Annotated in this window: 13 protein-coding genes; 9 read left to right on the top strand and 4 right to left on the bottom strand. The window is 67.9% G+C overall.

Features of this window, described 5'->3' with window-relative positions:
- The first annotated feature begins 126 nt into the window (after positions 1 to 126).
- From HII28_RS10060 to HII28_RS10025, 8 genes are all read left to right on the top strand, one after another.
- Positions 127 to 468 carry a DUF2316 family protein gene (locus tag HII28_RS10060; RefSeq protein ID WP_170025275.1) on the top strand — a complete coding sequence of 114 codons (342 nt, stop codon included), beginning with the start codon at positions 127 to 129 and terminating at the stop codon, positions 466 to 468.
- An 82-nt stretch (positions 469 to 550) separates the two neighbouring features.
- The gene (locus tag HII28_RS10055; RefSeq protein WP_170025274.1) at positions 551 to 1,336 is read left to right on the top strand and encodes an SAM-dependent methyltransferase; all 786 of its coding nucleotides are present in this window, start codon (positions 551 to 553) and stop codon (positions 1,334 to 1,336) included.
- An 87-nt stretch (positions 1,337 to 1,423) separates the two neighbouring features.
- The gene (locus HII28_RS10050; protein WP_170025273.1) at positions 1,424 to 2,626 is read left to right on the top strand and encodes a DUF2235 domain-containing protein; all 1,203 of its coding nucleotides are present in this window, start codon (positions 1,424 to 1,426) and stop codon (positions 2,624 to 2,626) included.
- 73 nt (positions 2,627 to 2,699) lie between these two features.
- On the top strand, positions 2,700 to 3,752 hold the full coding sequence (locus HII28_RS10045) for an ABC transporter ATP-binding protein (protein WP_346769261.1): 1,053 nt from the start codon (positions 2,700 to 2,702) through the stop codon (positions 3,750 to 3,752).
- On the top strand, positions 3,749 to 4,492 hold the full coding sequence (locus HII28_RS10040; RefSeq protein ID WP_170025271.1) for an ABC transporter permease: 744 nt from the start codon (positions 3,749 to 3,751) through the stop codon (positions 4,490 to 4,492). The genes HII28_RS10045 and HII28_RS10040 overlap by 4 nt, the downstream gene beginning before the upstream one ends.
- Positions 4,493 to 4,623: 131 nt before the next feature.
- Positions 4,624 to 5,940 carry a sensor histidine kinase gene (locus HII28_RS10035; protein ID WP_346769260.1) on the top strand — a complete coding sequence of 439 codons (1,317 nt, stop codon included), beginning with the start codon at positions 4,624 to 4,626 and terminating at the stop codon, positions 5,938 to 5,940.
- Positions 5,937 to 6,551, top strand: a complete 615-nt coding sequence (locus tag HII28_RS10030; protein ID WP_170025269.1) for a response regulator transcription factor — start codon at positions 5,937 to 5,939, stop codon at positions 6,549 to 6,551. Before HII28_RS10035 ends, HII28_RS10030 begins: the two co-directional genes overlap by 4 nt.
- A gap of 113 nt (positions 6,552 to 6,664) precedes the next feature.
- Positions 6,665 to 7,234 (top strand): GNAT family N-acetyltransferase, encoded by a 570-nt coding sequence (locus HII28_RS10025; RefSeq protein WP_170025268.1) that lies wholly within the window; start codon positions 6,665 to 6,667, stop codon positions 7,232 to 7,234.
- 168 nt (positions 7,235 to 7,402) lie between these two features.
- Here the strand turns inward: HII28_RS10025 and HII28_RS10020 are convergent, their stop codons facing one another.
- Entirely contained in the window at positions 7,403 to 7,606 is a 204-nt protein-coding gene (locus tag HII28_RS10020) for a DUF3073 domain-containing protein (protein WP_170025267.1), read from the bottom strand.
- Between the two features lie 144 nt (positions 7,607 to 7,750).
- Between HII28_RS10020 and HII28_RS10015 the strand changes: the two genes are divergently transcribed.
- Positions 7,751 to 8,824 (top strand): NAD(P)-binding domain-containing protein, encoded by a 1,074-nt coding sequence (locus tag HII28_RS10015; RefSeq protein ID WP_346769259.1) that lies wholly within the window; start codon positions 7,751 to 7,753, stop codon positions 8,822 to 8,824.
- Between the two features lie 107 nt (positions 8,825 to 8,931).
- Here the strand turns inward: HII28_RS10015 and HII28_RS10010 are convergent, their stop codons facing one another.
- Genes HII28_RS10010 through HII28_RS10000 form a run of 3 tightly spaced genes read right to left on the bottom strand, consistent with a single transcriptional unit; the run spans position 8,932 to position 13,067 of the window.
- On the bottom strand, positions 8,932 to 10,983 hold the full coding sequence (locus HII28_RS10010; RefSeq protein WP_170025266.1) for a glycogen debranching N-terminal domain-containing protein: 2,052 nt from the start codon (positions 10,981 to 10,983) through the stop codon (positions 8,932 to 8,934).
- 24 nt (positions 10,984 to 11,007) lie between these two features.
- Entirely contained in the window at positions 11,008 to 11,928 is a 921-nt protein-coding gene (locus tag HII28_RS10005; RefSeq protein WP_170025265.1) for a carbohydrate ABC transporter permease, read from the bottom strand.
- A complete protein-coding gene (locus HII28_RS10000) occupies positions 11,925 to 13,067 on the bottom strand; it encodes a sugar ABC transporter permease (protein WP_170025264.1) in 1,143 nt (380 codons plus the stop codon). Before HII28_RS10000 ends, HII28_RS10005 begins: the two co-directional genes overlap by 4 nt.
- Positions 13,068 to 13,069: the final 2 nt, after the last annotated feature.

Raw genomic sequence — 13,069 nt, 5'->3', positions numbered from 1 at the left:
CGCCTGCAGCGCCAGGTCGCAGCAGCAGTTCGCCGCCACGCCCGACCTGTTCTCGGAACCTCGGGTTCGTCGCGCATCCGGCACTCGAATGGCAGGCTGGAAACAGTCGTCGTGGAGGGGGCCACAATGTCGCTGAATCGGTCCGAGCTGGAGCAGACCCGGCTGGAGTTGCGTCAGAACTTGAAGCTCAGCGGATGGAGTGAGCAGCGCATCGCCGACGCGCTCGGCATCCATGCTGAACGCGTGCGCGAGGCGCTGGCCAACGCGGAACCGGATCCTGTGGACGTCTGGCTCGTCCGTGATGCGCTCGATGCCGCCGTGCGCGCCTCCGGCCGCGACCCTGCGCCGTACTCCCGGCTCACGGAGGAGTCGCGCCCGAATGCGGAGCGCTGGTTCGGGATCCGGCCGGCGGCGGAGGTCTCCGCGCTGATCGATGCGGCGAGCCGACGCGCACGCTCCGATGAGTGAAGCCGACGGGCGCGCGTGAGCATCGGCCTCGACATCCCGATCGCAGTGGGGGGTCAAGCCACCGCGATGGCACGATGGCCGGATGACCGACAACCGGCAGTCCGCAGACTTCGACACCCTGATCGCCGAGGGCGAGGCGGTACCGACCGAGGGCTGGGACTTCTCCTGGTTCGACGGGCGGGCCACCGAGGAACGACCGAGCTGGGGATACGCGCGCCTGGCATCCGCTCGCGCGAGCGAGGTCGCAGGCGTGCTCGACGTGCAGACAGGCGGCGGTGAGGTTTTCGCCGAGATCCTTCGCGGAGCGGATCCGACACCCGGCGTCGTGGCCGCGACGGAGGGCTGGCCGCCGAACGTGCCGCTGGCCAGGGCCGCTCTCGCGCCCTTCGCCGGAACCGTGATCGCGTCGGAGGAGGATGACGCGCTGCCGTTCGGTGACGCGAGCTTCGCGCTGGTTGTGAGCCGGCACCCGGTCGTCACGGACTTCGACGAGGTGAACCGGGTACTCATGCCGGGTGGGATCTACCTCTCGCAGCAGATCGGCGATCGATCGAACAGCGAGCTGTACGAGTTCCTGATGGGTCCGCAGCCACGCGATGACGTGTCGACGATCGACTGGCTGCGCGCCAAGGCGGAGTCGGCAGAGCTAGAGCTCATCGACCTGCGCGAGGAGCGCACGCGCATCGAGTTCTTCGACATCGCGGCCGTCGTGTACTTCCTGCGCAAGGTGGTGTGGACGGTTCCGGACTTCACGGTCGAGCGCTATCGCGAACGCCTCCGCGAGCTGGATGCGATCATCCGCCGTGACGGCGTGTTCGTTTCGTACAGTGCGCGAATCCTGCTGGAGGCGCGCAAGCCGGCTGCATAGACGCCCCACGCCCCACGTTCAGGGGGGTCCCATCCGTCGCACAGTCGTTCTTATGATGACCCCGAGACTGGCGGCGAGGGGGGCGTCATGATCGTGAGCGACGTACAACCGAACACGGGCGGCGATCCGGCGGCGCAGGATGTGGCGCCCCCGCCGAAGAACATCGTGATCTGCCTGGACGGCACGAACAATCTGCTCGACAGCCATCCGACGAACGCGGCGAAGGTCTTCATGATGCTCGACCTCGATCATCCGAAGGAGCAGCTCGCGTACTACGACCCCGGTGTGGGTACGCTGCCTGCGGCGGGCGCTGTCGGCAAGATCGGCAAGGCGTTCTCGCGTCTGTGCGGTCTGGCGTTCGGCCTCGGCATGAAGACCAACGTCACGCAGGCGTACGCCTGGCTGATGGATCGGTACCGGCCGGGCGACCGCGTGTACATCTTCGGCTTCAGCCGCGGGGCGTACACGGCGCGTGCCCTGGCAGGAATGCTGGCGCGGCCCGGGATGCTCCGCGCCGGCTCCGAGAACCTCGTCGAGTACGCGGTGAAGGAGTACGTCAAGCCCGTTCGCACTCAGAAGGCGAGGGACGCGCGCGCAGCCGAGGCGAAGGAGTTCGCGGATGCCCTGTGCTGGGGAACGCAGGGACAGCCCGTCGCCGCTCCTCCCGGCAGCGCACCGGACGAGTTCCTGACCAGCCTCGGGGAGCGGGACATCCACGCCGTCCCCGTCGAGTACCTCGGCATCTGGGACACCGTCGAGTCGTGGTTCGGCGGACTCGGCAACCTGGACTGGGCCGAGACCTACAACCTGTCGAACGTGAAGAAGCTCAGGCACGCAGTCGCCATCGACGAGTGGCGACTGCAGTTCCGCTATTCGCCGGTAAAGCCGAATCCGCGGTTCGAGGAGGTGTGGTTCTCCGGCGTGCATTGCGACGTCGGCGGAACCTTCGACAACAACGACCTGGCGAGGATCGCCCTGAAGTGGGTCTTCGAGGGCGCCGGCCGCGACTTCCTGCTCCGCGACGGAGCCTGGGATGCCCAGTACCGCAAGTTCTGCAGCGTGGTGGAGGGGCTCGCCGACGGAGCCAACCGCGTGAACAAGGATCCGTGGGCCTACCACCTCATCGGCACCACCCACCGTCGCATCCCTGATGACGCGATGGTGCACGCGTCGGTGCGGATGCGCCGGGATGCTGATCCGTCGTACCGTCTGAACCGCAAGGATCCGGATGCACCGATCAGCTGGGCGGACGAGGACTGGACCGTCTTCATGGTGCCGTCGGACCGGTAAGTGACAAATGTCACGGCCGTGAGGTGATGCGCGGCCGAGGCGTCGGCATCCGCCGAGCGCTTCGATGAGAAGCGTGAACACGACACCAGCCATCGAGGCCCCGGTCATCCAGTTGACGGGCCTGCGCAAGACCTTCGGGTCGATCACGGCGGTCGACGGCATCGACCTGACGATCCAGTCCGGGGAGGTGGTCGCCCTGCTCGGCCCGAACGGCGCCGGCAAGTCGACGAGCATCGACCTCGCCCTGGGATTCGCCACGCCGACCGCAGGCAGCGCCACACTGTTCGGCGGGAATCCGCGATCCGCCATCGACGAGGGACGCGTCGGGGCCATGCTGCAGGGCGGTGCGCTCCTGCCCGACCTCACCGTTCGGCAGGCAGTCTCGCTCATCGCTGCCGCGCACAGGCATCCGCTCCCCGTGCAGGAAGCGCTCGAGCGCGCCCGGGTAGCCGACATCGCGAAGCAGAAGGTGCGCAAGCTGTCCGGCGGGCAGCTGCAGCGTGCGCGGTTCGCGGTGGCCATCGTCTCGAACCCCGACCTCATCTTCCTCGACGAGCCGACGGCCGCCATGGACGTCGAGGCCCGCCGCACGTTCTGGCAGTCGATGCGTGAGTTCACCGATGCCGGCCGCACGGTGGTCTTCGCCACGCACTACCTCGACGAAGCGGATGCCTACGCCGACCGCATCGTGATGCTGGCAGACGGCAGAGTGGTCGCCGACGGCGCACCCGCCGAGGTCAAGGCGGTGGTGGCCGGGCGTCGCATCCGCGCGACGTTCGACTTCGCCTGGACAGCGGATGCCGCTGCCGAGCTGTACGAGCTGCCCGGCGTACGAACGGTCGACCGCAGGGGAGACGTGCTCACCATCGTGAGCGACGACCCCGATGCAGCCCTCCGCACACTTCTCTCGAACCACGACGACGTTCACGACATCGAGGTGACGGCCCACTCCATGGACGACGCGTTCCTCGCGCTGACGACGAATGCCGGCACCGCACCGCCGGTCGAGCTCGTCGGAACCACTTCCAGGGACGCCGGTTTAGACCTCGACCAGAGGGAGCGCGACATGCTCGACCAGCGGCGACAGCCGACAGACGAATCGACCTTGATCGGAGACCGCTCATGAGCATCACCTACCTGGGACTCGAGTCCCTGCGCCAACTGAGGAACGTCGCCTCCCTGGTCTTCACCTTCCTCCTCCCGATCGGCATGCTTCTGCTTTTCGGCAGCATCTACGGATCGGGCGGCGCGGTCGACCACGTCACCGGCCTCCCCTGGATCGTCGTCACGACCGTGCAGATGGCCGGCTACGGCGGCATGATGGCCGCGCTCGGCCAGGCGTTCTCGATCGTCGCGGAACGATCGGTCGGCTGGAACCGTCAACTGCGGCTCACCCGCCTGAGCGGTATGGGATACCTCGTCTCCAAGGTCACCGCGGCGCTCGTCGTGGCGCTGGCCAGCATCCTCGTCATCATCACGATCTCGGTGCTGGTCTTCCACCCAGCGCTGAGCTTCGCCGGCTGGGCGATGGCGGCGCTCGGACTCTGGTTCGGCGTCATCCCGTTCGCGTTCATCGCCGTGCTGATCGGCCAGTTCGCGAAACTTCAGTTCGCACAGCCGCTCTTCATGGTGATCTTCTTCGGGCTAGCCATCCTGGGCGGCCTGTGGGTGCCGCTCTCGGTACTGCCCAGCTGGATGACGGACATCTCCCAGTTCGTGCCGTCGTACTGGCTCAACCGGCTGGGTCAGATGGGCGCCCATCTCTCCGGCGACGTCCTCGCCCCCGTGCTGGTGCTCGTCGCCTGGACGCTGGTTCTCGGAGCGCTCGTCGTCTGGCGCTACCGCCGTGACGCGGCGCGCCAGTGAGGTCAGCACTCGACATGGCTCCGAATCCCGAGCCGACTGGGTCCGAGCGGCACATCCCCGAATCGTGGGATGTGCCGTTCGGCGCGCGCGACCTCGGAGATCCGGCGTCCGTGGAGCCTACGCTGAACTGCGTGACCGCCAAGCGCGCTGCCGACGCCGATGATGCATCCGCTCACGATGCGTCTGTTCGGGGTGCGCCCACCCTGGGCGAGCCCGCCTCACTGGATCATCCGCGTCCGCCGTTCGGCCCTACGGAAATCGCGCGGGTCTCACGCATCGGCTGGTGGGCGGAGACCAAGGCGCGGCTCGGTCATCCGGGTGCGCGCAAGTGGTACTGGGGTTCGATCTGGGGACTCATCTACCTCGTCATCCCGATCGTCCTGATCTGGAGCAACAAGCCTCCGGTCGTCGCCGGCATCCTGATGACGGCGCTCATCGCGTTGATCGCCGCGATCTACGTCGTCACCCCACCGCTGATCTGGGGCAGGCCGTGGCCGGTGGCCGCGGCATCGTATGCCGTCTTCATCGCGATCACCTGTCTGGGTATCCCGATGATCGGCGAGAACGTCATCTGGCTGTGGATCTTCGTGCCCGTGATGTCGGCCATGAGCTGGCAGCCGCGAGCCTTCACGCTGCTGACCATCCTCGTCATCGTCATCGCCCAGCTGACGGTGATCGTCTTGACCGGAACCTTCGCCGACTACTGGTACTCGGTGGCGCTCACTGCATCGATCGGCGTCATGATGTTCGCCTTCGCACAGCAGATCCAGGCCGTGCAACGGCTGCGCGATGCTCAGAGCGAGATCGCGAGGCTGGCGGTCGTGGACGAGCGCGAACGGTTCGCCCGCGACATGCACGACGTGCTCGGCCACTCCCTCACCGTCGTGACGGTGAAGAGCGAGCTGGCAAGGCGCCTCGTGTCGCGGGAGCCGGAACGCGCGGAAGAGGAGCTCGCCGACATCGAGAGACTGTCTCGTGCGGCACTGGCCGACCTGCGGGCATCCGTCGCCGGGTACCGCGCGATGACGCTCGAGACGGAATTGTCGGCGGCGCACGCAGCGCTCGTGGCCGCGGATATCGTGCCGCACCTGCCGACCTCGACCGACGTGGTGGCGCCCGAGCTGCGCGAGACCTTCGCGTGGGTGCTGCGCGAGTCCATCACGAACGTGGTGCGGCATGCGCGCGCGAAGAACTGCTGGGTCGCACTGGAGAAGAGGGCCATCATCATCGGAGACGACGGAATCGGGATGCCGGTGGTCGCCGTTCAGTCCGACCAGCGCACTGCGCGAGGCAACGGCGTCGACGGCATGCGCGAGCGCGCAGTACGGGTCGGTGCCGAATTCAGCATCGAACCCGGTGAGGACGGCGGCAGCGTCGTGGCGGTGCGCGTCGCAACCGGTCGAGGACCTTCCGCGCGACCGTTGCGGCGCAGCGGAGACGTGTCGTGACCGAGAGCATCCGGCTCCTGCTGGCCGACGACCAGGCGTTGGTGCGCGGCGCGCTCGCGGCGCTCCTCGAGCTCGAATCCGACCTGACGGTCGTGGCCCAGGTGGGTCGCGGCGACGAGGTGCTGGATGCCGCAAGGGAGACGAACGCGCAGGTCGCACTCCTCGACGTGGAGATGCCGGGACTCGACGGCCTCGCCGTCGCCGAACAGCTGCACAGGCAGCTCCCGGCCTGCAGGTCGCTCATCGTGACCACGTTCGGACGGCCCGGATACCTGCGCCGCGCCATGGAGGCCGGCGCGAGCGGATTCGTCGTCAAGGACACCCCGGCGGCACAGCTCGCCGATGCTGTGCGACGGGTGGCGCAGGGACTGCGCGTGGTGGATCCGGCGCTCGCCGCTGAGTCGCTCGCATCAGGCGTCTCGCCGCTGACCCAGCGCGAGACCGAGGTGCTGCGAGTCGCCGCCCGAGGCGGCACGGTCAACGAGATCGCACGCGAACTGCACCTCTCCCAGGGCACGGTGCGCAACCACCTGTCGGCGGCCATCGGCAAGACGGGTGCCCGCAACCGAGCGGATGCCGCGGCGCAAGCCGCGGCGAACGGCTGGCTCTGACCTCCCTCGGCACCATCCGCCGCCACCGTGTCGTCGCCAGCGGACCGCAACGCGAGCCGTTGGTGTCCGCAGTCGCGTCGGATCCGTGCCGGCGCACCACCTAAGGTCGGAGCATGCAGATCGCACTCCGCGCCGCCACGCTCGACGACCTCGACTGGATCGCGGAGCTGAGGGCGGTCGTGCTCAGGGACGACCTCACCCGACTCGGCCGCTACGACGAGGTGCGCGTGCGCCGGCGTCTGCGCGACGCGTTCCACCCGGAACTCACCACGGTCATCCTGGTGGACGACGAGCCGGTGGGATCCGTCACGGTCCGTCCCGAAGGGGACGGCATCTGGATCGAGCATTTCTACCTCGACCCTGCAGTACAAGGGCTCGGCGTCGGAACGTCGGTGCTGGCATCGGTGTTGTCTGCAGAATCTGGCTCTGCAGGAGCTGTACCGGTGGATTCTGTGTCGACGGAGGCAGTGTCTGCGGGCGAGACGGATGAGGGATCCGCCGGCGCGGCATCCGCTCCCGAGACGGACGCCCGCCCGCATCGCCTCAACGTGCTCCAGGGCAGCCGGGCACGTCGGCTCTACGAGCGTTTCGGATTCGCCGTCGACACCGAAGACGACGTCGACGTCTTCATGTCGCGACCGCGTGCCACCCTGCACATCGGCGAGGTGTCGCACCGCGACTGACCCAGACCGTCGGTCGAGTCGAACCGGCGGTCGAACTCGTCGGAACCGGTCCTTCAGCCGAACCGTCGGACCGCTCGACGATCGTCAGGTCGAGCAGTGAACCCGTCGGCAGTCCCCGCAACGCAAAACGCGCACCCGGAAGGATGCGCGTTGCGGTATGCACGCGGATCAGCCCGCCGAGCGCTCCCGGTGGTCGTAGTCCTCTGACTGGTAGCCGTCGGGCTCGTAGTCTGCCCAGGCCGCGTAGCGATCATCGTCGTGCGCGTGACCTGTGAGTTCTTCCTCGAGCTTGTTGTAGTCCACAGTCGGGCTGTAGGACTTCAGCTCACGAGCGATTTTCGTGTGCTTCGCCTTCTGACGGCCGCGCCCCATGCGAGACCCCCTCACGATGACAGGCCCGGGGCGGATAACGCTCACTCGGGACTATGGATGGGAAATAAAAACTAGCGGCCAGTTTAGCATGAGGGCACTCGTCGGCCTGGGCTGCCGTCCCAGCAGGGCATGATGGTATATACCGTGTCCAAAGTCCCCGCCCGCCCCCAGGTGGTGATCATCGGCGCCGGCCAAGCCGGCCTCGCTGTCGCCTATTACCTCCGGCGTTTCCAGCTCGAGCCCGACGTCGATTTCGTCGTGCTCGATCGCGGTCCCGTCACGGGTGGCGCGTGGCAATTCAGGTGGGATGCGCTGCGTCTGGGCAGTGCCCACAAGGTCAACGACCTCCCCGGCATGGACGAGCTTGGCCTCAGTTTCGAGAACGCCGATCGCACGCTGCCGGCCAAGGACATCGTCTCCGGCTACTACCGCCGATACGAAGATCACTTCGACCTCAAGGTGCATCGTCCGATCGTCGTGTCCGACGTGCGGAACAGTCGCGCAGACCTCGTCGTGCACCACTCGGAGGGCGCGACGGCGACCCAGATCCTCGTCAATGCGACGGGTACGTGGGGTTCGCCGTTCGTCCCCTACTATCCGGGCGCGAGTACATTCCGCGGACGGCATGTGCACACCAACGGCTACGTCTCTGCTGAGGAGTTCCGCGGTCAGAACGTCGTCGTCGTTGGCGGCGGCACGAGTGCGGTCGGCTTCCTGCTCGAACTGGAGCACATCGCGGGCAGCGTCTCCTGGGCATCCAGACGTCCGATCGACTACAGCACCGAGCACGTGCGCACCATCGAAGGCGGCATCGCCGCCGTGCGCGATGCTGATGCCGCTGCCCGCGCCGGCAAGGCCCTCCCCAGCGTCGTGAGCGCCACCGGAGTTCCGCTCACGCGCAAGGTGGCTGCTGGAATCTCGCGCGGAGTGCTGAAGGAGCGAGCGATGTTCGCGTCCATCGAGCCCGACGGCGTGCGCTGGCGCGACGGATCGTTCACCCCGGCGGATGCCCTCATCTGGGCCACCGGGTTCCGCCCGGAGCTCCGACACCTGGCCCCCCTCAAGCTCCGCGAGAAGGAGGGCGGGGTGTCCGTGGAGTCCGGTCAGGTGTGGACGGATCCGCGCGTCTTCCTCGCCGGATACGGCCCCTTCGCCTCCACCGTCGGAGCGAACCGATCGGGCCGCATCATCGCCCGCCAGATCATGGCGATGCTCTGAGCCGGCCCGATCCGCTTCGGCCGGAGCCCGCACGCGGGACGCGCGGACCTGAACGACCGGGGCCGGGAGGTGCCGATCGGCCATCGCACCCGGCCCTGTTGCTGCCCCTACCGTGAGGCAGCCGCGTCCGGGTCCAGTTCCGCGACCTCGGTGACGCCGTCTGCGACCCGCACGGCGTAACGGTGCCGTCCGACGCGGATTCCCCGGACGTCGATGCTGCCGGCGGCAGGGACGGGTGCGACAACGAGGTCGGATCCATCCGGCCGGAGGCCGAGCCGGGTGGTCAGCACGGCTACCGCCGCGGCCGCCGACCACGCCTGCGGCCGGCACGCGGCCGGGTAGGGGGCCGGCGCGGTCGTCTGCGCAGCGGCGTCGCCCGAGTGGAGTTCCGGCATCCGGAAGTCGAAGCGCTCGGCCGCGCGCAGAAGACCATCGACGAGGCCGTCGGATCTGTCCGCGAGGCCGGCGCGTCCCAGCCCGGCGATGGCGATCGCTGTGTCGTGGGCCCACACGGAACCGCCGTGATAGCTGAGCGGCCAGTATCCGGCCGAATCGGTTGCCATGGTGCGCAGCCCGAATCCGGAATCGAGTCGCGGCGAGGTCAGCCGGTCGGCGACCTCGCGTTCCTCCTCGGCGTTGAGCAGGCCCGTGCCGACGAGGTGTCCGATATTGCTCGTGAGAGTGTCAACGCGGCGCTTGCCGGCGTCAAGGGCTACGGCCGGATACCGGCCGCCCTCCGGGTCGTCGACCCAGAACGCCTCTCGGAACCGCTCGGCGAGCGCGGCGGCCCACGCGCGCCATTCCGCGGCTCCTGGACGTCCGAAGCGGTCGAGCAGGTCGGCGCCGTGCACGGCTGCCTCGTAGGCGTAGGCCTGCACCTCGCAGAGCGCGATGGGTCCTTCGGCGAGCGTGCCGTCGCGCCACTGGATCGAGTCGCCGGAGTCCTTCCAGCCCTGGTTGGCGAGTCCGTGTCCTGTCGTGTCCGCATACTCGAGGAAGCCGTCGCCGTCGCTGTCGCCGTGGTCTCGCATCCACGCCAGCGCCGCCTCGAGGTGCGGAAGGAGCGAGGCGATCTCGTCCTCCTGCTCGCCCCATCGCCACGCGTCGTGCAGCAGGCAGATCCACAGCGGGGTGGCGTCGATGGTGCCGTAGTAGAGCGGCGGCAGGGTGATGCTCCCGCTGTGGCCGCCCTCCAGGTTCAGCTCGGTGGCGCGCAGCTCGTGCATGATCTTGCCCGGCTGCTCCGCCGTCTCCTGATCCGTCTTCGTGCCCTGCGCCGCCGCCAGCACGCGGAGCGTGGACAGCGCCGGCGTCGTCGACACGGGCAGGAGGAAGCGCGCAGCCCAGAGCGAATCCCTGCCGAACAGCGTGAAGAACCAGGGAGCGCCCGCCGCCAGGAACTCCTCGCCGGGAGCCAGAGCCGACGTCATGCGCAGGGCGTCGAGATCCGACAGCGCGGTGGTCACCCAGCGGGAGAGGCGGGAGTCGCCGGTGCTGATGGTGAGATCGCTCCACGCTGGATCACCGATCGCGCCGGAGACCACGGCGTCCGCGTCGGAGAGGTCGATGCGCCAGAGCAGCGTCGTCGACCCGTTGGGGGCGAGCAGCACGTCCCACTCGGCGGTGACTCCGGACTCCGTCGGGCGCAGTTCAGCGTCCCGTGCCCGCAGCTCTGCCGTCGTCGCGCCGCCGGTCCACCGCACACCGGATGCCGTCTCTTCGGCCGTCGACATGTTGCCCCGGCGGATGCCGGCCTTGACGTCCTGCATGGGCGCGAAGTCCGGGCGCAGCTCAACGGTGATGCGTGTGCGCACGGGCACGTCGCGCGCTGACCGGATGACGATCCGCTCCACCACGGAGTCGGCCGTCACCTCTCGTACCCGCTCGATCCGAACGCGCGGATCCGCGCCATCGCCGTCGAGGTGCCGCAGCACCCCGGTGAACGTGGCGCCGGATGCCCCGTGCGCCGCCACCGAGATCCACTCCGGGCGCTCGCCGTCGGCGGTCAGGTTCACGCCGGCGAGCACGCGGACGTCCCCGTGATAAAGGCCGTGGATGCTCTCCCGTCCGGCATCGCCGCCGCGGTCGCTCCACACCTGGGTCGGCGCGCGCAGGACGATGACCTGGTCGTTGAGGAAGGGTTGTCGGTTCTGTTGCATGGTTTCCTTCGGCGGTCTCGGCGCCTACTCCTTCACCGCGCCCTCGCTGGAATTGAGGATCCTGCGCTGGAAGATGAAGAAGACGATGGCGACGGGAATGGTCATGATGGCGGCGGCGGCCAGTTTGAGCGGATACTGCGTCCCCTGGCTCAGCTGCCCGCTGGCGAGTGATGCGACGCCCTTCGTCAAGGTGGTCAGCTGCGGACTCTGCGTCGAGATGATGAAGTGGCTCAGCTCGTTCCACGATCCCTGGAACGACAGGATGACGATGGTGATGAGCGCAGGCGTCGCCATCGGCAGCACCACCGACCAGAACAGCCGGAACGTGCCGGCTCCGTCGATCCGCGCCTGCTCCTCCACGCTCACCGGGATGGACTCGAAGAAGTTCTTCATGATGAAGACTCCTGCGGCGTCCACGAGCAGCGGCAGGATCATGCCCGTGTACGAGTCGTAGATGCCCAGCGTGTTGATCACGAGGAACTTCGGGATGAGCAGCACAACGAGCGGCACGCTCATCACCGCGACGAGGCCGGCGAAGACCACGTTGCGGCCGCGGAAGTGCAGCCTCGCGAGCGCATAGCCGGCCAGAGAGTCGAAGAACACCCGCCCCAGAGTCACGAAGACCGTCACGATCACGGAGTTCTTGAACCAGAGCGGGAAGTCCGAGCTGAGGAACAGCTTCTGATACGCGGCCGTCGTCCAGGTCTGCGGAATCAGTGAGGCCGCGTTCGCGGCGGCATCCGGATCCGTCTTGAACGACGTGGCCACCTGGATGAGGAACGGATAGATGTACACGGCGGCGACGGCGATCAGCAGCACGTAGAGCACGACGCGACCCGTGATCGAACGTCCCGTCCATCTGCGTCGTTCCGGCCTGCGGCCGGTGCGGGGCTCGTTGTCGCCCCTCGCCTGGGCCGCCACCAGCGGGGCATGAGTCGTCGTCATCGCGCGGCACCTCTCGTCTGTTCGGCCCCGTTCGTCGCGCGCGCCCTGGCCGCCATCTCTGGCGAGTAGGCGCGGATGCGGCGCCGCGAGACCTTCTTCTCGCTCAGGATCCAGCGCTGCAGCAGCGTGAACGCCACGATGATCACGAACAGGATGAAGGCGATCGCGGCACCCTGTCCCCACGCCTGGTTCTGGAACGCGCTCTGGTACGAGAGGTACGCGGGCGTGAGCGTCGTCTTGGCCGGATTGCCCTGGGTGCCGGTGTAGATCTGGTCGAAGACCTGCCAGCATCCGATGAGGCCGAGGGTCAGCACGGTGAACAGTGTCGGCCGCAGCTGAGGCAGCGTGACCCGCCAGAACCGCTGCCAGCCGTTCGCGCCGTCGACCATTGCGGCCTCGTCGATGTCGGGACTGAGGTTCTGCAGCGCCGCGACGAAGAGCAGCATGAACGTGCCGCTCGTCGTGAACACGGCCATCACGATGAACGCGAACATCGCGACGGACGGGCCGCCGAGCCAGTCCCAGAACGAGACGCCGAGGAAGGTGTTGCCCGTGAGGAACGCCGGACCCTGATGGATGCCGATCGCCGCGAGCCCGTTCTGGATCAGGCCGCTGGGCTCGTTGAACCAGTTCGGCCCCGAGATGCCCATCCAGGCGAGCATCTGGTTCACGGTTCCCGTCGTGCTGAAGAGGAACAGCCAGAGCACGGTGATGGCGACGGAGCTCGTCACCGACGGGAAGTAGTACGCGGTGCGGAAGAAGCCGCGGCCCTTGAGCATCGTTCGGTTCACGAGCAGGGCGAGAGCGAGGGCCAGGGCCGTCTGCAGCGGCACCACGAAGATCACGTACCAGACGTTGTTCTTCAGCGCAGTGCCGAAGTCGCTCTCCGCGAGGCCGCCGCCGATCAGGATCGTCGAGTAGTTCTCGGTCCCGACGAAGTGCACTCCCGACGAGAACGGGCTCCCGTTGCCGTTCCAGTCGGAGAAGCTCACCCAGAGCGCCATGAGCACCGGGATCACCAGGAACACGCCGAGGATGATCAGCACGGGCGCCGTGAAGAGCCAGCCCGATGCGGCCTCGCCGCGCCGGATCCCTCCGAATCCGGCGCGACGCGTCCGCCCTGCAGTGGTCGCCGTCATGG

Origin of the sequence: Planctomonas sp. JC2975, from assembly GCF_012985205.1 — a bacterium.
In the GTDB taxonomy this organism is placed as follows: Bacteria; Actinomycetota; Actinomycetes; order Actinomycetales; family Microbacteriaceae; genus Humibacter.
This window is presented reverse-complemented; position numbering and strand designations above follow the sequence as displayed.

Coding starts and splice junctions, on each gene's coding strand:
- HII28_RS10020 (WP_170025267.1), bottom strand. CDS start 7,606: ATGGGGCGCGGCCGTCAGAAGGCGAAGCACACGAAAATCGCTCGTGAG.
- HII28_RS10010 (WP_170025266.1), bottom strand. CDS start 10,983: ATGCAACAGAACCGACAACCCTTCCTCAACGACCAGGTCATCGTCCTG.
- HII28_RS10060 (WP_170025275.1), top strand. CDS start 127: ATGTCGCTGAATCGGTCCGAGCTGGAGCAGACCCGGCTGGAGTTGCGT.
- HII28_RS10005 (WP_170025265.1), bottom strand. CDS start 11,928: ATGACGACGACTCATGCCCCGCTGGTGGCGGCCCAGGCGAGGGGCGAC.
- HII28_RS10000 (WP_170025264.1), bottom strand. CDS start 13,067: ATGACGGCGACCACTGCAGGGCGGACGCGTCGCGCCGGATTCGGAGGG.
- HII28_RS10025 (WP_170025268.1), top strand. CDS start 6,665: ATGCAGATCGCACTCCGCGCCGCCACGCTCGACGACCTCGACTGGATC.
- HII28_RS10050 (WP_170025273.1), top strand. CDS start 1,424: ATGATCGTGAGCGACGTACAACCGAACACGGGCGGCGATCCGGCGGCG.
- HII28_RS10055 (WP_170025274.1), top strand. CDS start 551: ATGACCGACAACCGGCAGTCCGCAGACTTCGACACCCTGATCGCCGAG.
- HII28_RS10040 (WP_170025271.1), top strand. CDS start 3,749: ATGAGCATCACCTACCTGGGACTCGAGTCCCTGCGCCAACTGAGGAAC.